Origin of the sequence: Curtobacterium sp. VKM Ac-2922, assembly GCF_022815645.1 — a bacterium.
In the GTDB taxonomy this organism is placed as follows: Bacteria; Actinomycetota; Actinomycetes; order Actinomycetales; family Microbacteriaceae; genus Curtobacterium.
This window is the reverse complement of the sequence record NZ_JALGRO010000001.1, coordinates 265,456-288,187: the sequence shown is the minus strand read 5'-3', so window position 1 is coordinate 288,187 and position 22,732 is coordinate 265,456. Positions and strand designations below refer to the sequence as shown.

Here is a 22,732-nt window from a genome sequence, read left to right as displayed (position 1 = left end):
CAGGGGGAAGAACCATGCACATCACAAACCGAGCCGCGAAGACCGGCACACTCGCCCTCGTGATCGTCGGTCTGGCCGCCAGCGTCGTGCACGGCCTGCCCGAGCCCGCCGACGTCGCGATCGCACCGACGACGGACCGGGACCCGGGCGCGTGGACGATGCCCCTCGACGGCTACGTCCAGCCGGGCGGGCGGAAGGACACCTACGCACTGAACCTGGTCACCCAACCGTGTCTCCGAGCCGCCGGCATCGGCTTCCCGGTGCCGTGGGCGACGACCGCTGGGCTCGACGCCGTCTCCGACCAGGACGAGACACCGGAGCGGGGCAACACCTCGCCGGCCCTCGCCTGGAGCGAACCACTCGATGCCGAGACCGCTCGGACACGCGGGTACCACGGACCGTCGACCGTCGGCGCGAACGAGGACGGCATGAAGGCGTGGGGTGAGAACCCGAAGCGGAACGCGGCATTCGCGGACGCCTCCGAGCGAGTAACGGCCCGCTGCTTCCGACAGGGCTACCGCACGCTCGGTACCGCCGACGCGGGTGGTGCCGTACAGGCCGCCTCGACCGTGGCGAAGCGGTTGACGTACCTCGCCGCGACCGCTGCCCGCGAGGACGACACCGTCGTCGCAGCGGCCGCGAAGTGGCACGCGTGCATGGCACCCGCCGAGCTCGCGGACCTCCCGGCGACGCCGAACGGGATGCCCTCGCAGTCGATCCGGATGGACTACGGAACGGACATCGCCTCGACCCCGGTGCAGGACCCGGAGATCGCCATCGCGACGCGGGACGTCGCCTGCCAGCAGTCCTCCGGCTACCGGGGCGCGTTGTACGACGCGGAGTGGAGCCGCCTCCTGCACGTCACGGCGAGCGACGCGTCCGTGCTCCGGAAGGCAGAGGCGGACCAGATCGCCGTCGATCGCCGACTCGACGCGACGATCCACCGGCTCGCACCGGCGGCACCGACCGACGTCGACTGAAGCGCCGCTCGACCTGCGCCGCGCGCCGAGCGCGGGGAGCTGCCGAGGGGGGCGCCCCGCGCCCGACGCGCGAACCACCGGACGGGAGGCGCGGTGCCAGCTGGCACCGCGCCTCCTGTCTGTGGTGGGTTACTTCAGACTCAGTTGTAGGTCCCCGGCGTGAAGTCGTCCGACGAGAAGCTGTCGAAGTCGACGAAGCTCAGGTCGGCGTCCGAGAACGACGAGTCGTCCGCGAAGATGCGGTTGGGGTACCGCTCGGCCTTCGCTTCTTCCGTCGCGTTCACGTCCACGTCCCGGTACCGGCTGAGACCCGTCCCCGCGGGGATGAGCTTGCCGATGATGACGTTCTCCTTGAGGCCGACGAGGTGGTCCTGCTTGCCCTCCATGGCCGCCTGCGTGAGCACGCGGGTGGTCTCCTGGAAGGACGCGGCGGACAGCCACGACTCGGTCGCGAGGGACGCCTTGGTGATGCCCATCACCTCTTGGCGAGCGGAAGCGGTCTTGCGACCCTCTTGCAGCGCCGCGCGGTTGATCGCGTTGTAGCGCGACCGGTCGACGAGCTCACCCGGCAGCAGGTCCGTGTCGGCGTGGTCGACGACCGTCACCTTGCGGAGCATCTGGCGGACGATGACCTCGATGTGCTTGTCGTGGATCGGCACGCCCTGCGAGCCGTACACGTCCTGCACACCGTTGACCAGGTGCTTCTGGACCTCGCGCACACCCTTGACCCGCAGGACTTCCTTCGGGTCGACGGTGCCGGCGATGAACTGCTCGCCGAGCTCGACGTGCTGGTTGTCCTCGATCAGCAGCGTCGCACGCTTGAGCACCGGGTAGATGAACGGCTCGTCACCGTTGTCCGGCGTCAGGATGATGCGACGACCCTTGTCCGTGTCCTCGATGACGACGCGGCCGGGGGCCTCGGCGATCGGGGACGCGCCCTTGGGGGTACGAGCCTCGAAGAGCTCGGTGACGCGGGGCAGACCCTGGGTGATGTCGTCGGCCGAGGCCGAACCACCCGTGTGGAAGGTACGCATCGTCAGCTGGGTACCGGGCTCACCGATGGACTGCGCGGCGATGATGCCGACCGCTTCGCCGATGTCGACCAGGTTGCCGGTGGCGAGCGAACGGCCGTAGCACTTCGCGCAGACACCGACGGCCGACTCGCAGGTCAGGACCGAGCGCACCTTGATGCTCTCGACACCGGCCGCGACCAGCTTGTCGATGAGGACGTCACCGACGTCCTCGCCGGCCTCGGCAACGACCGTGCCCTTCGCGTCCGACGCCGCCGAGGCGAGGGTGCGCGAGTACACGGTGTTCTCGACACGGGCGTCACGGACGAGCTTGCCGTCCGCGTCGGCCGTGGCGATCGGCAGCTCGAGACCACGCGTGGTGCCGCAGTCGTCCTCGCGGATGATGACGTCCTGCGAGACGTCCACCAGACGACGGGTGAGGTACCCGGAGTCGGCGGTCCGGAGCGCGGTGTCGGCCAGACCCTTGCGAGCACCGTGCGTGGCGATGAAGTACTCCGCCACGGTCAGGCCCTCGCGGTACGAGTTGATGATCGGGCGGGCGATGATCTCGCCCTTCGGGTTGTTCACCAGACCACGCATACCGGCGATGTTGCGCACCTGCAGCCAGTTACCACGAGCACCGGACGACACCATGCGGTTGATGGTGTTGTCGACCGGGAAGTTGTCGCGCATTTCCTGCGCGATCTCGTTCGTGGCCTCGGTCCAGATCTTGATCAGGTCGGCGCGACGCTCGGAGTCGGTGATCAGACCCTTGTCGAACTCGCCCTGCACCTTGGCGGCCTGGATCTCGTAGCCCGCGATGATCTCCTTCTTGCGAGGAGGCGTCACGACGTCGGAGAGCGCCACGGTCACACCGGAGCGCGTGCCCCAGTAGAAGCCCGCGTCCTTGATCCGGTCCAGCGCAGCGGCCGTCTCGGTCTTGGAGTAGCGCTCGGCGAGGTCGTTGACGATCGCGGAGAGGGTGCCCTTGTCGGTGACCTTCTGCACGAACGGGTAGTCCGCCGGCAGGGTCTCGTTGAAGAGCGCACGGCCCAGGGTGGTCTCGAGCAGGATCGGCTGACCCACCTCGTAGCCCTCGGGAGCGTCACCCTCGGCGAAGTGGACACCCGTCATGCGGATCTTCACCTGCGCGTTGAGGTGCAGCGTGTTCTGGTCCTTCGCCATGATCGCCTCGGCGACCGAGGAGAACGAACGGCCCTCACCGACGGCGCCCTCGCGGACGGTCGTCAGGTGGTGCAGACCGATGATCATGTCCTGCGCGGGCAGGGTCACCGGACGGCCGTCGGACGGCTTCAGGATGTTGTTCGAGGCGAGCATCAGGATGCGGGCCTCGGCCTGGGCCTCGACCGACAGCGGCAGGTGCACGGCCATCTGGTCACCGTCGAAGTCCGCGTTGAACGCAGCACACACGAGCGGGTGGAGCTGGATGGCCTTGCCCTCGACGAGCTGCGGTTCGAACGCCTGGATGCCCAGACGGTGCAGCGTCGGCGCACGGTTCAGCAGCACGGGGCGCTCGCGGATGATCTCCTCGAGCACGTCCCACACCTGCGGACGCGAACGCTCGACCATGCGCTTGGCCGACTTGATGTTCTGCGCGTGCGACAGGTCGATCAGGCGCTTGATCACGAACGGCTTGAACAGCTCGAGCGCCATCTGCTTGGGCAGACCGCACTGGTGGAGCTTGAGCTGCGGGCCCACGATGATGACCGAACGGCCCGAGTAGTCGACGCGCTTGCCGAGCAGGTTCTGGCGGAAACGCCCCTGCTTGCCCTTGAGCATGTCGCTCAGGGACTTCAGGGCGCGGTTGCCGGTGCCCGTGACGGGACGGCCACGACGACCGTTGTCGAACAGCGCGTCGACCGCTTCCTGCAGCATGCGCTTCTCGTTGTTCACGATGATCTCGGGGGCACCGAGGTCGAGCAGGCGGCGGAGACGGTTGTTGCGGTTGATCACACGACGGTAGAGGTCGTTGAGGTCCGACGTGGCGAAGCGGCCACCGTCGAGCTGCACCATCGGGCGGAGCTCGGGCGGGATCACCGGCACGACGTCGAGCACCATCGCTGCCGGCGAGTTGCCGGTGGCGAGGAACGAGGAGACGACGCGCAGACGCTTGATCGCGCGGATCTTCTTCTGGCCCTTGCCCTCGGCGATCTGCAGGCGCAGCGACTCGGCCTCGGCGGCCAGGTCGAAGGCCTCGAGCCGCAGCTTGATCGCCTCGGCGCCCATGTAGGCGTCGAAGTAGATCCCGAAGCGGTCCTGCAGCTCGTGGAAGACGGCGTCCTCGGGCTTGAGGTCGCCCACCTTGAGGTTGCGGAAGTCCTCCCACACACGCTCGAGACGGGTGATGTCCTCGTCGAACGACTTGCGGACCTGGGACATCTCCTTCTCGGCGGTGTCCTTGGTGCGGCGCTTGATGTCGGCCTTGGCGCCCTCTTCCTCGAGCGCTGCGAGGTCGTCCTCGAGCTTCTTGAGGCGGTCGGCGATGATCGAGTCGCGCTGGTTCTCGAGGTTCTTGATCTCGAGGCGCATCTCGTTCTCGAGACCCGGCATGTCAGCGTGCCGGCCCTCGTCGTCGATCGAGATGATCATGTACGCGGCGAAGTAGATGACCTTCTCGAGGTCCTTCGGCGCCATGTCGAGCAGGTAGCCCAAGCGCGACGGAACGCCCTTGAAGTACCAGATGTGCGTGACGGGTGCGGCGAGCTCGATGTGGCCCATGCGCTCACGACGGACCGAGGACTTGGTGACCTCGACGCCGCAGCGCTCGCAGACGATGCCCTTGAACCGGACTCGCTTGTACTTGCCGCAGGCGCACTCCCAGTCGCGGGACGGACCGAAGATCTGTTCGCCGAACAGACCGTCCTTCTCGGGCTTGAGGGTGCGGTAGTTGATGGTCTCCGGCTTCTTGACCTCGCCGTACGACCACTGGCGGATGTCCTCGGCCGTGGCGAGGCCGATCCGCAGTGCGTCAAAGGAAGTTGCTTCGAGCAATGTTCTTCTCTCTTGCTGAATTCGAGACGTGACGGGCGGGGCGGGATCAGATGTCGTCGACGGAGGACGACTCGAACCGCGAGGAGATGTTGATGCCGAGCTCTTCAGCGGCACGGAAGACCTCGTCGTCCGTGTCGCGGAGGCTGACCGCCTGGCCGTCGGCCGAGAGGACCTCGACGTTCAGGCAGAGCGACTGCATCTCCTTCATGAGGACCTTGAAGCTCTCGGGGATGCCGGGCTCCTGGATGTTCTCGCCCTTGACGATCGCCTCGTAGACCTTCACGCGGCCGAGGATGTCGTCGGACTTGATCGTCAGGAGCTCCTGCAGGGCGTAGGCGGCACCGTATGCCTCGAGCGCCCACACCTCCATCTCGCCGAAACGCTGTCCACCGAACTGCGCCTTCCCACCCAGCGGCTGCTGCGTGATCATCGAGTACGGGCCGGTCGAACGGGCGTGGATCTTGTCGTCGACCAGGTGGTGGAGCTTCAGGATGTACATGTACCCGACCGAGACCGGCTCCGGGAACGGTTCGCCGGAGCGGCCGTCGAAGAGCTGGGCCTTGCCGGAGGAACCGATCAGGCGCTCGCCGTCACGGTTCGGGAGCGTCGAGTCGAGGAGACCCTCGATCTCACGCTCGTAGGCGCCGTCGAACACCGGGGTCGCGACCTTGGTGCCGGGCTCGGCGCTGTGCGCGGCCTCGGGGAGGGCCGAAGCCCACTCCTGGATGCCGTCGACCTTCCAGCCCTGCTTCGCGAGCCACCCGAGGTGGATCTCGAGCACCTGGCCGAAGTTCATGCGGCCGGGGACGCCGAGCGGGTTCAGCACGATGTCGACCGGGGTGCCGTCCGCCAGGAACGGCATGTCCTCGACCGGCAGGATCGTCGAGATGACGCCCTTGTTGCCGTGACGACCGGCGAGCTTGTCGCCCGCGGTGATCTTGCGCTTCTGGGCGATGTAGACGACCACGCGCTGGTTGACGCCCGAGCCGAGCTCGTCGTCGCCGTCCTGCGCGTCGAACACCTTGACGCCGATGATCGTGCCCTCTTCACCGTGGGGCACCTTGAGCGAGGTGTCGCGGACTTCACGCGACTTCTCGTTGAAGATGGCACGGAGCAGACGCTCTTCAGCGCTGAGCTCGGTCTCGCCCTTCGGCGTGACCTTGCCGACCAGGATGTCGCCGGGGCGGACCTCGGCACCGATGCGGATGATGCCGCGCTCGTCGAGGTCGGCCAGCAGGTCCGGGCTGACGTTCGGCAGGTCGCGGGTGATCTCTTCCTTGCCGAGCTTGGTGTCGCGGGCGTCGACCTCGTACTCCTCGATGTGGATCGAGGAGAGCGTGTCGTCCTTCACGAGGTTCTGCGACAGGATCATCGCGTCCTCGTAGTTGTAGCCCTCCCACGGCATGAACGCGACGAGGAGGTTCTTGCCGAGCGCGAGCTCGCCGTTCTCCGTCGCGGGGCCGTCGGCGATGACCTCGCCCTGCTCGACCCGCTCACCGGCGCTGACGACCACACGGTGGTTGTAGCTGGTGCCCTGGTTCGAGCGGTCGAACTTGCGCAGGTAGTAGGACTGCGTCCCACCCTCGTCGAGCTGCACGGTCACGGCGTCGGCCGAGACCTCGGAGACGACACCTGCCTTGTCCGCGATGACGACGTCGCCGGCGTCGATGGCGGTGTAACCCTCCATGCCGGTACCGACGAGCGGCGACTCGGAACGCAGCAGCGGCACGGCCTGGCGCTGCATGTTCGCACCCATCAGAGCGCGGTTCGCGTCGTCGTGCTCGAGGAACGGGATGAGCGACGTCGCGACCGACACCATCTGGCGCGGCGAGACGTCCATGTAGTCGACCTCGGCCTTGGCGACGAGTTCGACCTCGCCGCCCTTCTTGCGCACGAGGACCTTGTCGTCCTGGAAGTGGAACGTGTCCGTCAGCGGGGCGTTGGCCTGCGCGACGACGAACTCGTCCTCTTCCGAAGCGGTCAGGTAGTCGATGGTCTTCGTGACCTCGCCGTTGACGACGCGACGGTACGGGGTCTCGATGAAGCCGAACGAGTTGATCCGACCGAACGACGCGAGCGAGCCGATCAGACCGATGTTCGGGCCTTCCGGGGTCTCGATCGGGCACATGCGGCCGTAGTGCGACGGGTGGACGTCGCGGACCTCGACGCCGGCACGCTCACGGGACAGACCACCCGGGCCGAGGGCCGACAGACGCCGCTTGTGCGTCAGGCCCGCGAGCGGGTTGTTCTGGTCCATGAACTGCGACAGCTGCGAGGTGCCGAAGAACTCCTTGATCGCGGCGACGACGGGGCGCACGTTGATCAGGGTCTGCGGGGTGATCGCCTCGATGTCCTGCGTGGTCATGCGCTCGCGGACGACGCGCTCCATGCGGGACAGACCGGTGCGGACCTGGTTCTGGATGAGCTCGCCCACCGCGCGGATGCGACGGTTGCCGAAGTGGTCGATGTCGTCCACGTCGAGGCGCAGCTGCACGGGCTCGCCGTCGCGGACGCCGTCGAGGTTGGTCTTCTCGGCGTGCAGCGAGACCAGGTACTTGATCGTGCGGACGATGTCCTGCACGGTCAGGACCGAGTCGCTCAGCTGCGCGTCGATGCCGAGCTTGCGGTTGAGCTTGTAGCGGCCCACCTTCGCCAGGTCGTAGCGCTTCGGGTTGAAGTAGAAGTTGTCGAGGAGCGCACGCGCAGCCTCGGCAGCGACCTGCTCGCCCGGACGCAGCTTGCGGTAGATGTCCTTGAGCGCCTCTTCCTTGGTGAGGATGGCGTCCTTCTCGAGGGTCGACTCGATCGACGCGAAGCCCTGGAACTCCTCGAGGATCTCTTCGCTGGTCAGGCCGAGCGCCTTGAGGAAGACCGTGACCGACTGCTTGCGCTTGCGGTCGATGCGCACGCCCACCTGGTCGCGCTTGTCGATCTCGAACTCGAGCCAGGCACCGCGCGAGGGGATGACGCGAGCGGAGTAGATGTCCTTGTCGGACGTCTTCTCCTGCTGGCGCTCGAAGTACACGCCCGGCGAGCGGACGAGCTGCGAGACGACGACGCGCTCGGTGCCGTTGATGATGAACGTGCCGCGCTCGGTCATGAGCGGGAAGTCGCCCATGAAGACCGTCTGCGTCTTGATCTCACCGGTCATGTGGTTCATGAACTCGGCGTTGACGTACAGCGGGGCCGCGTAGGTCTTGCCGCGTTCCTTGCAGTCGTCGATCGAGTACTTGGGGTCCTCGAGCTCGGGGGACGTGAACGAGAGCTGCATCGTCTCGCCGAGGTCCTCGATCGGGGAGATCTCCTCGAAGATCTCCTCGAGGCCGGAGTGCAGCGCGAGGTCGGTGCGACCCTGCTCCTGCCCCTCGGCCAGTCGGGCCTTCCAGACGTCGTTGCCGACGAGCCAGTCGAAGCTCTCCGTCTGGAGAGCGAGCAGATCAGGAACCGTGAGGGTGTCCGTGATCTTGGCGAACGAGAGTCGCGAGTGGTTGCGACCGTTCTTGGGGTTGGTGGATGCGTTGGGCGCAGCAGCCAAGGGTGTGACCTCCGGTTGGCCCCGTCGGGCCGGTACTGACGGGCAGCATGTAGGTGAGTGGATTGACGCTCGGCGCGACCCGGTGACACGCACGCACACTCGAGTCCGCTGGAGACGAGGTGTGTGCGATGATCTGGGTGAGCGGCCCCCGCCGTCATGTGCGGGAGCGGCAGCACCAGGCCCGTCCGAGATGACGCGTCCGAGCAGGACACATCTGAGAAGGACGTCGAGTCGACCGCAATATGACGACACGCAGCCAGGGAGCGCGAACTGTCATCATAGGCAGCGTCCGCGCACGGTGTCCAGTCCTGGCTTGACCAAATTCGCTGGCGACGTGTATAAGCACCGCCGACCGACCTGCATTCCCGTGCTGTGCCGGGGCGGATCCGCTCAACCGAGCCGTTCGCGCTCGGTGTGCGCTGCGACCGACGGCTCGGCGTGGCGACCGGCGAGCGCCCGGAATGCGTCCTCGGGACGACGGGTGCGGACGAACGTCACCGCACCGCGGTCGTCGGTCAGCTCGAGGCCGAGGCCCGGGGTCAGCAGGATCGCCCGCACGCCGCGGTGTCGGCGCAGCCCGACGCCGCCGAACGTCGACGCGTCGGCCTCGACCAGGCGCACGGCGACGATGTGCTCGCGCGCGATCCGCCGCGGTGGGAGCGGCCGGAAGTGCAGGACGACGTGGCGCTCGGTGATCGTGGAGCCCGCCCGGGCAACCAGCAGCAGCAGGCCGACGACCATGCCGACCAGGCCGGGGACGATCAGGGCGATCTCGGGGGCGTCCCCCGGCCACGCGAGCACCGCCCCGGTCAGGCCACCGCCGGCGACGAACAGCGCGGCCCCGGTCACACGCATCCAGGTCGGTGCGCTCTCGCGGTCCGACACGGGCGGGCGCTCCGCCGCGGACGGACGGGAGGCCCCGGTCGGACGGGAGGCCCGGGTCGGCCGGGTGGGCCGGCTCGCGCTGGCGACGCGGGGCGTCTGGATGCTCATGGTGTCGGCGGACATCGGTCTCCTGCCGTGGTGCTCGTTCGGTGCGCACACGGTGCGCGGTGCTGGTGGCGGGCACGTCGGCGGGCCGGGGCGCGGCCCGGTGAGGACCACGGGTGACGGCGCTCTGGCGCACGTCACGGTCGGCCGGGGCGGACCAGCGGGAGTGGGAGCTTCCGGAGGTCGACGCGCACGGCGCGATGACGGACGTCCACGGTACGCGGCGACGCTTGGCGTTCACTGTCCGTTCACGATGCACGGGCAGAGCGGCCACGGATGCGATCGTGGGGTCAGCGCAGGACCCGGGCGACCGCCTCGGCGCGACTGCGGACGTCGAGCTTCTGGAAGACCTGGTTGACGTACGACTTCACCGTCGGCACCGTCAGGAACAGCTCTGCGGCGATCTCCGGGTTCGTCCGGCCGGCGGCGATGCGCTCGAGCACGTCGGCCTCGCGCGGGGTCAGGTCCGGGAACCGCTCGCGCAACGACAGCGGCGTGGCGGGCGTCGGCGCAGGAGCGGTGGGGGCGGCGAGGTGCGCCACCAGCCGTGCACCGACCGCCGCGTCGAACGTCGTCTGCCCCGACGCCACGGCCCGCACCGCCGTCGCGATCTCCACGCGTCCGGCGTCCTTGGTCAGGTACCCGCGGGCACCGGCACGCAGCGCGGTCGTGATCGAGTCGTCGTCGGCGTAGGTCGTCAGCACCAGGACGGCGACCCCGGGGTGCTGCTCGGTGATGCGCGCCGTGGCCGTCGGACCGTCGACGCCGGGCATCCGCAGGTCCATCAACACGACGTCGGGCAGGTGTTCGTCCACGGCGGCGATCGCCTGCGCGCCGTCCGCGGCCTGGCCCACAACCTCGAGGTCGGGCACGAGTGACAGCACCGTCACCAGACCGTCCCGCACGATCGCCTGGTCGTCGACGACGAGCACCCGGATGCTCATGCGCCGCCCTCCACCCGCGCGCCGGCGACGGGCACGTGCATCGCCACGACGAACTCGTCCTCGCACCGTGCGGCCTCGAGGCTCGCGCCGGCGTCGAGTTCGGCGAACCGCTCCCGCATGCCGACCAGTCCGTGGCCACCTGCGGCGAGCGGGTTCGCGACGACCACGTCGACCGCGTCGCCGTCGCGGATGACGGACAGGGACACGGGGCGGCCCGGCGCGTGCCTGCGGGCGTTGCTGAGGGCCTCCCGGGTGGCGGCGACCACGGCGGCGCGGTGCGCCGCGTCCAGGTCGGACAGGTCCAGGTCGCCGTGGGTGTGGACCTGCCCACCGAAGGAGCGGTGCGCGGCGACCAGGGCGGGCAGGTCCGGAGGGGAGGCCCGGCTCGGCTCCGGTGCGGCGGGTGCTGGTGCTGCGGTGGGCGCGTCCGAGCGTTCGGGTGCGTCGGACGGGCCGGGTGCGTCGGACGGCCCTGGTGGGTCGTCACGCAGTGCACGGACCGCTCGGCGGGCCTCGGCGAGGCCGTCGGCGGCGAGCGTCCGTGCGTCGGCGGCACGGCGCGTGGCCTCGTCGACGCGACCGGCCTCGAGCAGGGCCTCGACCGCGTCGAGCTGCAGCACCAGACCGCCGAGCGAGTGGGCGAGCACGTCGTGGACGTCGCGCGCCGCGCGGGAGCGGTCGGCCAGCAGGGCCGCACGCTGCTGGTCCTGCTCGGCCTGGCGCGCCTGCACCTCGGCGCGCACCGCCTGCCGACGGTTCACCCCGATCAGCACACCCAGGGCGAGTCCCGCAGCGGTGCCCAGGACGAAGGTGACAGACGTGCGCTCGAGGGTGGCCTCGACGGCGATGACGACGAGCGCGACCAGTGCGGCGACTGCGCCCGACCACACCGGGTTCCGCTGCGAGGCCTGCAGGGCGACGATGCCGATGATCGTGGGCACGAGCATGAGCGAGTCGGTCGGGACCACCGCCAGTGCGCCGGCGAGCACCATCACCGAGGCCAGCCAGGGGACGGTTCGCGACGTCCGGACGAGCTCGCGGAGGGCCCAGGCGGCGAGCGCCACACCACCGACGACCCACACCCAGGCGGGGTGGTCGAGGGCCGTCCCGTTCTTCACGAACCAGAACGTGATGACGACGATGCCGGCCGCGCTGAGCCCCCACCCGAGGCGCGAACGCGACCGGCCTCCGGGGAGGTCGGTCCGTTCGTCTCCGGGGAGCAGGGTCACCGGACCATCATGCCGCTGGTGCGCTCGGGGATGCGCTGGTCGAGCACCAGGGCACGGGCGGCGCGGTTGATCGCGAGCATGAGCAGGATCGCGCCGGTCGAGGTGAGCAGGTGCGCGCCCATCTGGCCGCCGAGGGCGTCGAGCCCCACGCGGACGGCGATGAGCACGAACCAGAGCACGGCACCGAGCGCACCCGTGCGGGACTGCAGCGTGCGGCCCTTGTCGTCCGGGGTGCCGGCGGTGCGGAACGACGTGATGCGGCCCATCGTCAGGCCGATGCCGACCGAGATGAGCGCCTCGATGCCCAGGAAGACGATGTCGGTCGTGGTGATGGTGGCCTTCGTCTGCGCGAGGACGACGACGCCGATGACGGCCATGACGAGCGGGGTGCGCCAGATGCGGGCCGGGTCGAGGTACTGCCAGGTCGCCTGGCGGTACGCGAGGAACCCGACCAGGGCGAGCCCGATGACGACGTTCGCGAGGAGCTGGACGGACATGGTGTGTGCCTTTCACGCCGGGGATCGGGGCGGTCCCGATCCGGTGTTCCCATGCTGGTTCGGCGGCGTCCGCGGCCCCACCACCCACGGGTGGTGACCCGGGTGGGGATCGCGGTGGTGTTCGATGGACCCATGGCTGACGCGTTCGACGGATTCCGGCTCGGAGCGGGGTTCTTGGTGATCGAACCCGACCGGCACCGCCCCGGGTCCTTCACGCTCGTGGTCGACGGCACGCCCCAGTCGCACGTCGACCTCGAGGACCCGACCCACCTGGCGTTCGAGTACATCCGGCGCATCGGGCACGCGATCGACCTGCTGCCCCCCGGCCCGGTCACGGCGCTGCACCTGGGCGCCGGTGCCCTGACGCTCCCGCGCTACGTCGCCGTCACCCGACCCGGGTCGCGCCAGCAGGTGATCGAGCTCGAGCGGGACCTGGTCGACCAGGTGCGCGAGGTGCTGCCGTTCCCCCGCGGTGCCTCGATCCGCGTGCGCTACGGCGACGCCCGCGAGGTCCTGACGAAGCTGCCGGCCGGCCTGCGCGGCACGGTCGACCTGGCCGTCGTCGACGTGTTCGGGGGCGCGCGCATCCCGGCCCACGTGACGAGCGTCGAGTTCTACCGCGAGGTCGCGGCGTTCCTGTCGCCGACCGGCATGGTCGCGGTGAACGTCGCCGACGGCGCCGGTCTGGCGTTCGCCCGGGGCCAGGCGTCGACACTGCAGGCGGTGCTGCCCTCGGTGGCGGCCGTGGCGGACACCGGGATGCTCAAGGGCCGGCGCTTCGGCAACATCGTGCTGCTCGGGTCGCCGACCGACCTGCCAGTGGCTGAGATGCCCCGTCGGTACTCGTCGGACCCGATGCCGGCGAAGGTCGTGCACGGTGCCGAACTGCGGGCCTTCATCGCCGGGGCCCCCGTCGTCACGGACGCCACCGCCATCGCGTCGCCCGAGCCGAACCGGTCCGTCTTCGGCGCCTGAGTCCGGCGTTCGCGGGCGCTGTCCGGCCGTCGCTGCCAGGATGGGCGGTGAACGACCGCGCGAGGTGCGCGACCGAGCCGAGACGGGGAAGTCATGACGAACGACGACCGGAGCAACGACGACCGGACGGCCGACGGCCAGACCCCGAGCTGGGGCCAGCCGCAGGGCGACACCCCGCGGTACGGCGAGCGGATCGCCCCGGCGTCGGCACCGCAGTACGGCGAGCAGCAGCAGTACGGTCAGCAGCCGCAGTACGGCGAGCAGGCGGCACCCCAGCAGTACGGCCAGCAGCAGTACGGGCAGCCCCAGTACGGGCAGCAGCCGCAGCAGTACGGCCAGCAGCACGCGGCCGGCGCCCCGTCGTGGCAGTCGCACGACGAGCCGGCACCGAAGAAGAAGACCGTCGGCCGGATCGCCCTGGTCGTCGCGGTCATCGCCCTGGTGGTCGGCATCATCGGCGGCTTCGTGCTGGGGAACGCCCTCGGCTCGAGCGGCACCCTGCGCGGTGTCCTCGACGGCAGCACCACGGGCGCGGACACCGAGCAGCTCGGCCGGGACCTGGCGAGCGACCCGGCGCAGCGCTCGCAGCTCATGCTGGGCTCGGTCCTGATGGGCGTGGGCACGCTCTTCGGGCTGTGGGCGATCGTGCAGGGCATCGTCGCGATCGCCAGCAAGCGCGGCCGTGGATGGGGCGTGTTCGCGCTCGTCCTGGCCGTCGCCGCCGCGATCGTCGCGTTCGTCGTGTACATCGGGGTCGCCGTCGCGACCTCCGGTGCCGCGTCCTGAGGCGACTGTCGATGACCGGCGCGTGGCACTGCTCGCTCGCGGGTACGCCCGGATACCCTCGGTCCTGATGTCCCTGCCGCCCGACGACCGCCAGACCCCCGACCGCGACGACCGCGCTCGGGAACCGCGTCATGCGGCTCCCGGCACCACGGGCGTCACCCCCGGCAGCACCTTCGCGCCGATCAGCCTGCGACCCGCCGTGGACGTGCAGGTCGTGCAGGACCGTCTGCGCGACCTGGGCCAGAGCCGGTCGACCGAGGCCCTGGCCGAGCGCGCCGAGCTGCTGCGCCTGCTCGGCCGACTCGACGAGGCACTGGTCCTGGCCGAAGAGGTCTTCCGGCTGACCATGTTCACCGGGGAACGCTCCGACAAGGTCGCCGCACGCATCCGCCGCGCGCACGTGCTGCACGACCTGGGCCGGTACGAGCGGGCCGCCACCGAGTCCGCGCTCGCCCGCGACACCGCCGTGACCGAGGAGTGGCCCGAGCTCGAGGGCGCGGCTGCCGAGATCGAGGGCTGGTCCTTGTTCGAGCTGGACCGCTTCGACGAGGCCCGCGAGGTCCTGGGCCGCGCGTACGAGGCGTTCCGTGCTGCCGGCGCCCCCGCCGAGCGCACCGATGCCCTGCGGTCCGCGGTCGAGACGGCCATGCGCGCGTCCATCGCCCGTCCCCTGGTCGAACCCGAGCGACCCCGTGCGGACGGAGCCCGGACCGAGGGTGCCCCTGCCGCCGCGGGGACCGATCGGCCCCGCACGGCGCGCGAGGCCGCGATGCGCCGGGACACCGAGCCGGAGACCCGCTTCGCCGAGCCCGCCAAGGAGATCCCGCCGGTCCGCCGTCGCGTCCTGGGCGCTCCGGACGCCGCCCGAACCGAGGCCGACACCCTGTGGGGCAAGCTCACCGACCGCAGGCGCCCCACCGACGACGACCGGTGACCGCACTCGAGACCGTCCGGGCACGCGCCGACGAGCTCATGCGTGCGCACCTCGGTCACGGCACGTGGTCGTTCGCCTTCGACCACGCCAAGACCCGCGCGGGGCAGTGCGACTTCGCCCGACGCCGCATCACCGTGAGCCGGCACCTGGCCGCACGGTTCTCGGACGACGACGTCGACCAGGTCCTGCTGCACGAGATCGCCCACGCGCTGAGTGGTGCCCGCGCGGGACACGGCCCGGCCTGGCGCCGTCGGGCTGCCGCGATCGGGTACACCGGGTCGCGCCTGCACGACGGGCCGATCGCCAGCGAGCTCGCTCCCTGGATCGGCACCTGCCCCGCCGGACACGAACACTTCCGGTACCGCACGCCCACCCGGCCGCTGGCGTGCGCGGTGTGCTCGCGTCGGTTCGACGACCGGAACCGGATCACGTGGCACCGTCGCCCCGCGCCGTCCCTCGCTGACCGGTAACCGGCTCGCACGGTTCGGTGGTGACGGACTAGCCTTGCCGGATGCAGACGGGGCAGCACATCCGCACGGACTCGGGGTCGTCGTGGTTCTTCGACGCCGGACGGATCTCCCTGGACTTCGCGCACACGGGCGGGTTCGCCGACGACCCCGACGGCCGACGTCCCCGCGCACACCTCGGCGAGCTCCTGATGACCCCGGCCGACCTGGACGAGTGGCTGAGCCAGCACACCGAACCGATCGACACCGGGGCGACCGCCCGCGAGCTGCAGGACGCCCGGGCCCTGCGCGCAGCCATCGGTCGGCTCGCGACGGCCGCGGCGCCGGCTCCCGCGTCGTCCGCCGCGGAGCGCTCCGCGGTGGCGGCGGGCCTGCGTGCCGGGACCGGCCGCACGCGCCCCGCGCCCGACGACATCGACACCGTCAACCTGTTCGCCGCCCTGCCGGACGTGCCCCCGAGCCTCCCGGGTGGACGACGCCGGGCCGGCGCGAACCGGGTCCGGCTCGCCCAGGCGCTGTCGAGCGTCGCGCGCGACGCCGTGGCCCTGTTCACCGAGGTCGGGTTCGACGACGTCGAGGCCGACGGCCGGCCCTCCCGGCTCAGCCGGTGTTCCGCGCCGGACTGCGGGCTGGTGTTCCACGACTCGTCACGCGGCGGCACACGGCGGTGGTGCGCGATGCAGCGGTGCGGCAACCGTGCGAAGGTGCGGGCGCACCGGGCCCGGCGCGCCGCGGCCTGAGCTACGCCGCACGCCAGGTGATCGTCGCGTCACCCTCGGGGCCCTGGTCGACCGGGGCGGCACGCAGGTAGGTCACGGCCTCGACCGTGCTGTCCGCCGGCGCGAGCAGGACGGCGCACACGTCGGCCGTGCCGTCCGAGCGCAGCGCTTCCGTGATGGCCGCGCGGTCGAAGGGGCAGGCGTCCTGCAGGACGCTGTTGCGGTCCGAGGCGGCGAGGTCGGGTCCCGCCTGCAACCGGTCGTCCGCCCGCAGTCCCCACGCGTCGTTGGCCAGGTCACCGACCGCGTCCGGGTCGAACGTCCCGCTGACCCGGTGCACGGTGAAGTGCGCCAGGTAGGTGTCGTCGCCACGGGACGTCAGCCCGAACTGGTCCAGCGCGGCGTCGGTCACCCGCTCGACCTTCGTCGCGGTGATCCTGAGCTGGCCGTGGAACGCCGAGCCGTTGAGCTTCGTCGTGACGCCCTCGCCGATCTCGTGGCCGCCCTGGGCGCAGCCGGTGAGCGCCAACGTGGCGGTGGCGGCGAGCACGGCCGCCGTGGTCAGTCGTCGTCTGGTCCCCTGCATGGTCGCCACGGTACGGACCCGCCCGCCCCAGGTCACGTCCCGATGCATCCTCACGTCAGTTCATCATGCGCACAGTGCCGAATCCTTGTTTTCGGTACACCGAATCCTCTGGCATGCTGGTCGACATGACCGGCCTCGTGACCCCGCACCGCGCGCCCCCCGGCGACGCACCGCGCGGGCGCGCCGCCAGCCTGACGCTCCTGGGCCCCGCCTTCGTGGCCGCCATCGCGTACGTCGACCCGGGCAACGTCGCCGCCAACCTGACGGCCGGTGCGAAGTACGGCTACCTGCTGCTCTGGGTCCTGGTCGCGGCGAACGCCAGCGCCGTGGTGGTGCAGTACCTGTCGGCGAAGCTCGGGGTGGTCACGGGCAAGTCCCTGCCGGAGCTGCTCGGGATGCGCATGCGGCGCACCCCGCGGCTGCTGTTCTGGGCGCAGGCCGAGGTGGTGGCGGCCGCGACCGACATCGCCGAGGTCATCGGCGGGGCACTCGCTCTGCACCTGCTGTTCGGGCTGCCCCTGGTGGCCGGCGGGCTGATCACGGGCGTGGTCTCGATGGCGATCCTGGTGCTGCAGAACCGGCGCGGCGCCCGGACGTTCGAGGTCGTCGTGACGGCGATGCTCGCGATCCTGACCGTCGGGTTCTGCGCGGGGCTGCTCGTCGCACAGGTGTCGCCCGGCGAGCTCGTGTCCGGGCTGGTGCCGCGGTTCCAGGGCTCCGAGTCGGTGCTGCTCGCCGCGTCGATGCTCGGCGCGACCGTCATGCCGCACGCGGTCTACCTGCACTCGGCACTGGCACGCGACCGGCACTGCGACACCCCGGCCGGGCCGGAGCGGCGGCGGGTGCTCGTGATGACGCGGTGGGACGTCGGGCTCGCGCTCCTGGTCGCGGGCGGCGTGAACGTCTGCATGCTCGTGCTGGCCGCCGCGACGCTGCCCGGGGTGCCGGGCACGGACTCGATCCCCGGCGCCCAGGCCGCGATCGCCACCCACGTCGGTCCGGTCGTCGGCGTGCTGTTCGCCGTGGGCCTGCTGGCGTCCGGCCTGGCGTCGACCTCGGTCGGCTGCATGGCCGGGGCGGAGATCATGCACGGGCTGCTGCACGTGCGGGTGCCGCTGGTGGTGCGACGCATCGTCACGCTCGTGCCGGCGATCGTCCTGCTGGCGCTGAACGCCGACGCGACGATGCTGCTCGTGGTGAGCCAGGTCGTGCTGAGCTTCGGCATCGCGTTCGCGCTGGTGCCGCTGGTGGCCTACACCTCGCGCCGGAGCCTGATGGGGAGCGACGTCAACGCCGTCCCCACCCGGGTCGTCGCGTGGCTGATCGCGGCGGTCATCGTCACGCTCAACGTGGCACTGGTGGTGCTGACCGTCACGTGACGGTCGGCACCACCGGTGCCGGCGTGACGGGTCGTCCTACTCGACGACGCGGACGCCCTTCCAGAACGCCACGTAGCCGCTGTAGTCCTTGCCGACGCGGTCGAACGACGAGGGGATCGGCGTCGGGTACGAGAACGCCGCATCGGTGAGCGACTGCCCGTCAGCGTTCACGGTGAAGTACTTCGCGTCGCCCTTCCACGGGCAGTGGTACTGGGTGTCGCTGTCGGTGAACAGCTCGGTGTTCACGCTCGACGGCGGGAAGTACCAGTTGCCCTCGATCTGGATCAGGTCGTCCTGGGGTGCCTCTGCGATGACGGTGTCGCCGACGACTGCCTTCATGGTGTGCTCCTTCGCTCGCGCACGGCCGGAGCGGCCGCGGGTCTCACCAGCCGAACGCTACCCGCGGGCGCTGTGTTCCCCGGCCCGGACCTCCACCAGCTCGGGACCGACGGCGAGCGCCGCACGAGCTCGCTCCGGGCCGAGCTCGCGCGCCGTCTCCGAGGCCGTCACCAGGTGCCGCACGGCCCCCCGGAGCCCGGTGAACGCGGCGCAGGCAGCGGCCGCCTCGGGCGAGCAGTGGTCGATCCCGACGGCGGACAGCGCGTCGACGACGGCACCGGCGCCGAGCAGGTCCTCGACCGCGGGGTCCGGTGCGTCGGGCACGTCGGCGGACTCGCCCGCGGCCTCGGCGACGTCGTCGAACGCGGGCGCGCGGTGGGTGCCGGCAGCGACGACCGCCACGACACAGCGGTCGCCGAGTCCGGCCTGGAGGCGCGTCACGCGATCCGCCACCGCCGCCGCGTTGCCCAGGTGGCCGAGCACCACCGCCGGGCCGGGCGGCAGCTGTCGGCCGATGGTCCGGTGGTCCACGCCGGGTCCCTCGGGCAGCACGTCCACCCAGACGAGCAGGTGTGCGTCGGCAGCGACGCGACGGGCACCGGCGATGCCCCATCCGAAGCGGACCTGGTACTGCTGCTGGCCTGGTTCACGCACCCGGCCACGATAACCGCTGTGCACCACCTGTCCCTTTCCACAGGCGGGGACCACCGGGTCCGATCACCAGCGAGCCCGCCAGTACGATCGAGTCCCATGGAGATCGCCCCCGCACCCACCCTGACCGGCGACCGCGTCACGCTCGAGCCACTCGCGCACGAGCACGCGGACGACCTGCGGGCCGCGGTCGCGGACGGGGACCTCTGGCGCACCTGGTACACCGCGGTCCCGGCGCCGGCACAGGTCGACGCGGAGATCGACCGTCGTCTCGCCGAGCAGGAAGCCGGCCGCATGGTGCCCTTCGCGGTGCGCGACCGTCCGACCGGCCGCGTCGTGGGATCCACCACGTTCATGGCGATCGACCTCGGCAACCGCCGGGTCGAGATCGGGTCGACGTTCCTGGCGAAGTCGGCGCAGCGCAGCGGCATCAACACCGAGTCCAAGCTGCTGATGCTGTCGCACGCGTTCGACGCCTGGCAGTGCATCGCGGTCGAGTTCCGGACGCACTGGCACAACCTGCAGTCCCGCACGGCGATCGCGGCGCTCGGCGCCAAGCAGGACGGCGTGCTGCGCAACCACCAGATCGGGCGCGACGGCACCCTGCGCGACACCGTCGTCTTCTCGATCACGGCGTCCGAGTGGCCGACCGTCCGGCTGTCGCTGGCGGAGCGCCTGCGCCAGCACGACCGGGCCGAGGGCTCCCGACGCCGCTCCGCCCGGCACGCCTGAGCCCGCCGCCGGGTAGCGTGCGCGGCATGCACGTCGGTCTCCGTCTCGTCCTCGATGCCCCCGTCGACGTCGTCCGCGACGCCCTGTTGTCGCCCGCGGTGATGGTCGGGGTGACGAAGCCGTTCCTGGTGTACCGCTCGCTCGACCCGGCGGGCTTCCCGCACCGCTGGACCCCCGGGCAGCCGCACCCGATCACCGCGAGCGCGTTCGGCGTCGTGCCGAGCGGCAACAGCCACGTCGACATCGACCTGTACGAGGTCGATGGGGTTCCCGTGCAGCGTGACAACGGCGGCGGCACGAGCGGACTGTTCGGGCGGATGGACATGCGCCACCGGATGGCGGTGTCGGCGCTGCCGGACGGCACGACGCTGTTCGTCGATCGTCTGGACTACCGGATGCGGCCTGCGGTGCTCGGCCTGGCGCTGTGGCCGGGCATGTGGGTGATCTGGCAGTGGCGAGCCCTGCGGATGCGGCAGCAGGCGCCGACCTGGCCGCCCGCCTGAGGCGCGGGACCTGACGGACGCGCGCCGGGCCTCCCGGCCGCTCCGGACTCGGTGCATGCTGTATCGCACCCCCCGACGGACGCCGCGCCCCGATGCGACGGCGAGCGACGTGTGTGGCGGGGTGCGATGCGCCTGGTGTCGGTCGCCCGCCCGGTGACACGCCGCGCCGGGGTGGGGCGGGCCTCCCGTTCGTCCGTGGGCGGGCGTAGCCTCGACCCGTGAGCCAGACGCGCCCCCAGGAGCCGACGACCGACGACCGCGTGCACAGCACGCTGGCGACCGTGGACTGGCGGCGGATGACCTTCGACCTGTACCGCCGCGTCCGGGCCACCGCCGACCCGGAGACCGCGCACGCGCTGTGGCGCGAGACCCGCGACGCGATGTTCGCGGAGCACCCGGCCAGCCCGTTGCTCGACGAGGACGCGGTCGACTTCGAGCAGCTCCCCGTGCCGACCTACGACCCCGAGTGGCGCTTCCGGGCGCGCATCGAACCGGCCGAGGCGCAGGCGATGGACGTCGAGACCGGCACCGACGGCACCGTGCACTTCGACCGCCTGGGCGTGGTGCGCTTGCCCGGCATCGGGACCCTGGACGTCTGGTCGCACGGCGGCTACGCGGGCGGGGTGTTCGTCCCCGTCAAGGACGCCAGCGCCGGCAGGGCCCGCGGGACCTACGGCGGCGGGCGCTACCTGCTCGACACGATCAAGGGCGCCGACCTGGGCGGCGACGACGGGGAACTCGTGCTCGACTTCAACTTCGCGTACAACCCCTCGTGCGCGTACGACCCGGCGTGGGCGTGCCCGTTGGCGCCTCCGGGGAACACCGTGCCCGTGGCGATCCCCGTCGGCGAGCAGTACGACTTCTAGGGCGGGCACGATGGCTTCGAAGACGGGCACGTCGACGGCGAGCGGACTCGTCGCGATCGACGCCGGCGGACGGATCCCCCCGTTCGAACAGGTGCGGTCGCAGATCGCCGCGCAGATCAGCGCCGGGTACCTGGTGGACGGGCAGCGGCTGCCCAGCGTCCGGGCACTGGCCGACCAGCTCCGGCTCGCGCCGGGCACGGTGGCGAAGGCCTACACGTTGCTCGAGGAGTCGGGGCTGGTGCACACCGCGCGCGGCGCCGGCACGCGGGTCGTGCGGCCGGCCGACGTGCCGGACGAGGTCGCCGACGCCGTGCGTGCGCTCGTGGTGGCGGCGCGGGCGTCGGGGCTGTCGGCGGACCAGACGGCCGCGGCGCTGCGCGACGCCTGGCCCGCGTAGGGGCGCGTCGCGCGGCGGCTGGGTCGCACGCTGTGCGGGTCGCACGGTGCGGTGGTCGCACGGTGCGGTGGTCGCACGGTGCGGTGGTCGCACGGTGCGGTGGTGCTGGCCGGTGCGAGGTTGACCGGCCCGTGCGAGGCAACAGGCTCGCACGGGGCCGTCAGGCTCGCACGGGCCACGAACCGCGCACGGTGCGCGAGTCGCACGCGGGCACGAACCCAGCACGGTGCGCGGTCAGCAGTGCTCGAACACGTACCCGTCCTGGCCGCGGGCGACCAGCTCACGGTCGCGCAGGATCGTCATCGCCGGCCGGTCCTTCCGCGCACACACGGCCGACCAGGCCCCGTCGGTGTCGTCCGTGTACTCGACATCGATGACCCGGTCGCCGTAGGCCTTCGTGTAGGCGCCGCACTCGTCGTACGTCACGCACTCCTCGGCGATCACGAAGTCGAAACCGGCGTCCCGTCGTCCGGTCGACCCGAGCTGCGGGGTGTTCTTCTGGCCGGCGGCGAGCCCGTGCTCGTGCGCCACGTCGACCAGCGCCGACGCCAGCGCGAGGTTGTCCGACCGGGTCAGCGCACCGTGCGACCGGGTCCACGAGTCGAGGTTGTCGAACTCGACGGCGTCGAACCCGCGGTCGGCGCAGCGGGCGATCGACCGCGTCATCACGGACACGACGTCCCCGCGTGCCGCTGCGCGGGAGGTGTCGAGCAGCATCTCGTCGGGCCACCCCGGGTCCGACACCGGCTCGCCCGCGGCGTTCCGCAGCAGCGCGTCCGGGTGTGACCGTTCCCACATCGCCGCGTCCGAGGGCTGGGTCTGGAACCCGTTGACGTAGCAGATGCCGTACACGCCCTTCGCGGGGCGCTCGGTGCTGTCGCGCTCGACGATCGTCACGCCGTCAGCCGGCGTGTACCCACCCCCGAGCTGGTAGTCCGGCACGCCCGACGTCGGGAAGGACCGGGTGGCGTCGGCACTCGGCGGCGCGGTACACCCGGCCAGCCCGAACGCCGCCAGGACGAGGGCGGACAGGAGGACGGCAGCGGGCAGACGCACGCTGCGCATCCTCGCACGGTGCTCGGACTTCCGCCTGGGGCCCGTGGACCGCTACACTGGTGGTACTCGAGACGCCGATCGTCTCGTGCGTCGTACGGACGCCCCCGAAACTCCCGACCCTCTGGGTCGATGTATCGCGCACCGT

Annotated in this window: 21 protein-coding genes; 11 read left to right on the top strand and 10 right to left on the bottom strand. The window is 71.1% G+C overall.

Annotated elements, in window-relative coordinates:
• Positions 1 to 14 precede the first annotated feature (14 nt).
• Positions 15 to 980, top strand: coding sequence for a hypothetical protein (locus MT346_RS01325; RefSeq protein ID WP_243560956.1), 966 nt, complete (start codon positions 15 to 17; stop codon positions 978 to 980).
• A gap of 140 nt (positions 981 to 1,120) precedes the next feature.
• Here the strand turns inward: MT346_RS01325 and MT346_RS01320 are convergent, their stop codons facing one another.
• From MT346_RS01320 to MT346_RS01295, 6 genes are all read right to left on the bottom strand, one after another.
• Positions 1,121 to 5,002 (bottom strand): DNA-directed RNA polymerase subunit beta', encoded by a 3,882-nt coding sequence (locus MT346_RS01320; RefSeq protein WP_243560954.1) that lies wholly within the window; start codon positions 5,000 to 5,002, stop codon positions 1,121 to 1,123.
• A gap of 46 nt (positions 5,003 to 5,048) precedes the next feature.
• The gene (gene rpoB, locus MT346_RS01315; protein ID WP_243560952.1) at positions 5,049 to 8,537 is read right to left on the bottom strand and encodes a DNA-directed RNA polymerase subunit beta; all 3,489 of its coding nucleotides are present in this window, start codon (positions 8,535 to 8,537) and stop codon (positions 5,049 to 5,051) included.
• A 390-nt stretch (positions 8,538 to 8,927) separates the two neighbouring features.
• Positions 8,928 to 9,545 carry a hypothetical protein gene (locus tag MT346_RS01310; protein ID WP_243560950.1) on the bottom strand — a complete coding sequence of 206 codons (618 nt, stop codon included), beginning with the start codon at positions 9,543 to 9,545 and terminating at the stop codon, positions 8,928 to 8,930.
• 272 nt (positions 9,546 to 9,817) lie between these two features.
• Complete coding sequence (locus tag MT346_RS01305; RefSeq protein ID WP_243560948.1) at positions 9,818 to 10,471, bottom strand: response regulator transcription factor; 654 nt, start codon at positions 10,469 to 10,471, stop codon at positions 9,818 to 9,820.
• Positions 10,468 to 11,700, bottom strand: coding sequence for a histidine kinase (locus MT346_RS01300; RefSeq protein WP_243560946.1), 1,233 nt, complete (start codon positions 11,698 to 11,700; stop codon positions 10,468 to 10,470). Before MT346_RS01300 ends, MT346_RS01305 begins: the two co-directional genes overlap by 4 nt.
• Positions 11,697 to 12,197: a hypothetical protein gene (locus MT346_RS01295; RefSeq protein ID WP_243560944.1), complete on the bottom strand. Its 501-nt coding sequence runs from the start codon at positions 12,195 to 12,197 to the stop codon at positions 11,697 to 11,699. Before MT346_RS01295 ends, MT346_RS01300 begins: the two co-directional genes overlap by 4 nt.
• A gap of 132 nt (positions 12,198 to 12,329) precedes the next feature.
• Between MT346_RS01295 and MT346_RS01290 the strand changes: the two genes are divergently transcribed.
• From MT346_RS01290 to MT346_RS01270, 5 genes are all read left to right on the top strand, one after another.
• Positions 12,330 to 13,172: a spermidine synthase gene (locus tag MT346_RS01290; RefSeq protein ID WP_243560942.1), complete on the top strand. Its 843-nt coding sequence runs from the start codon at positions 12,330 to 12,332 to the stop codon at positions 13,170 to 13,172.
• Positions 13,173 to 13,265: 93 nt separating this feature from the next.
• Positions 13,266 to 13,958, top strand: a complete 693-nt coding sequence (locus tag MT346_RS01285) for a hypothetical protein (RefSeq protein ID WP_243560940.1) — start codon at positions 13,266 to 13,268, stop codon at positions 13,956 to 13,958.
• A gap of 67 nt (positions 13,959 to 14,025) precedes the next feature.
• Positions 14,026 to 14,892, top strand: a complete 867-nt coding sequence (locus MT346_RS01280) for a tetratricopeptide repeat protein (protein WP_243560938.1) — start codon at positions 14,026 to 14,028, stop codon at positions 14,890 to 14,892.
• Positions 14,889 to 15,362: a SprT-like domain-containing protein gene (locus MT346_RS01275; protein ID WP_243560936.1), complete on the top strand. Its 474-nt coding sequence runs from the start codon at positions 14,889 to 14,891 to the stop codon at positions 15,360 to 15,362. Before MT346_RS01280 ends, MT346_RS01275 begins: the two co-directional genes overlap by 4 nt.
• A 41-nt stretch (positions 15,363 to 15,403) precedes the next feature.
• Positions 15,404 to 16,099: a CGNR zinc finger domain-containing protein gene (locus tag MT346_RS01270; RefSeq protein WP_243560935.1), complete on the top strand. Its 696-nt coding sequence runs from the start codon at positions 15,404 to 15,406 to the stop codon at positions 16,097 to 16,099.
• A gap of 1 nt (position 16,100) precedes the next feature.
• Here MT346_RS01270 and MT346_RS01265 read toward each other — a convergent pair whose 3' ends face one another.
• Positions 16,101 to 16,664 (bottom strand): hypothetical protein, encoded by a 564-nt coding sequence (locus MT346_RS01265; RefSeq protein WP_243560933.1) that lies wholly within the window; start codon positions 16,662 to 16,664, stop codon positions 16,101 to 16,103.
• A 125-nt stretch (positions 16,665 to 16,789) separates the two neighbouring features.
• On the opposite strand from MT346_RS01265, the gene MT346_RS01260 reads away from it, so the two are divergent.
• Positions 16,790 to 18,043: an Nramp family divalent metal transporter gene (locus tag MT346_RS01260; RefSeq protein ID WP_243560931.1), complete on the top strand. Its 1,254-nt coding sequence runs from the start codon at positions 16,790 to 16,792 to the stop codon at positions 18,041 to 18,043.
• A 36-nt stretch (positions 18,044 to 18,079) separates the two neighbouring features.
• Here the strand turns inward: MT346_RS01260 and MT346_RS01255 are convergent, their stop codons facing one another.
• Both MT346_RS01255 and MT346_RS01250 read right to left on the bottom strand, forming a co-directional pair.
• Complete coding sequence (locus MT346_RS01255) at positions 18,080 to 18,382, bottom strand: DUF427 domain-containing protein (protein WP_243560929.1); 303 nt, start codon at positions 18,380 to 18,382, stop codon at positions 18,080 to 18,082.
• Positions 18,383 to 18,439: 57 nt separating this feature from the next.
• Positions 18,440 to 19,036 (bottom strand): hypothetical protein, encoded by a 597-nt coding sequence (locus MT346_RS01250; RefSeq protein ID WP_243560927.1) that lies wholly within the window; start codon positions 19,034 to 19,036, stop codon positions 18,440 to 18,442.
• A 96-nt stretch (positions 19,037 to 19,132) separates the two neighbouring features.
• On the opposite strand from MT346_RS01250, the gene MT346_RS01245 reads away from it, so the two are divergent.
• The 4 genes from MT346_RS01245 (at position 19,133) to MT346_RS01230 (ending at position 21,531) form a co-directional block, all read left to right on the top strand.
• Complete coding sequence (locus MT346_RS01245; protein WP_243560925.1) at positions 19,133 to 19,765, top strand: GNAT family N-acetyltransferase; 633 nt, start codon at positions 19,133 to 19,135, stop codon at positions 19,763 to 19,765.
• Positions 19,766 to 19,791: 26 nt separating this feature from the next.
• A complete protein-coding gene (locus MT346_RS01240; protein WP_243560923.1) occupies positions 19,792 to 20,268 on the top strand; it encodes a hypothetical protein in 477 nt (158 codons plus the stop codon).
• Between the two features lie 296 nt (positions 20,269 to 20,564).
• Positions 20,565 to 21,134, top strand: coding sequence for a DUF1684 domain-containing protein (locus MT346_RS01235; RefSeq protein ID WP_243561067.1), 570 nt, complete (start codon positions 20,565 to 20,567; stop codon positions 21,132 to 21,134).
• Between the two features lie 10 nt (positions 21,135 to 21,144).
• Positions 21,145 to 21,531 carry a GntR family transcriptional regulator gene (locus tag MT346_RS01230; protein ID WP_243560921.1) on the top strand — a complete coding sequence of 129 codons (387 nt, stop codon included), beginning with the start codon at positions 21,145 to 21,147 and terminating at the stop codon, positions 21,529 to 21,531.
• A 234-nt stretch (positions 21,532 to 21,765) separates the two neighbouring features.
• On the opposite strand, the gene MT346_RS01225 is transcribed toward MT346_RS01230, so the two are convergent.
• On the bottom strand, positions 21,766 to 22,596 hold the full coding sequence (locus MT346_RS01225; protein ID WP_243560919.1) for an endo alpha-1,4 polygalactosaminidase: 831 nt from the start codon (positions 22,594 to 22,596) through the stop codon (positions 21,766 to 21,768).
• Positions 22,597 to 22,732: the final 136 nt, after the last annotated feature.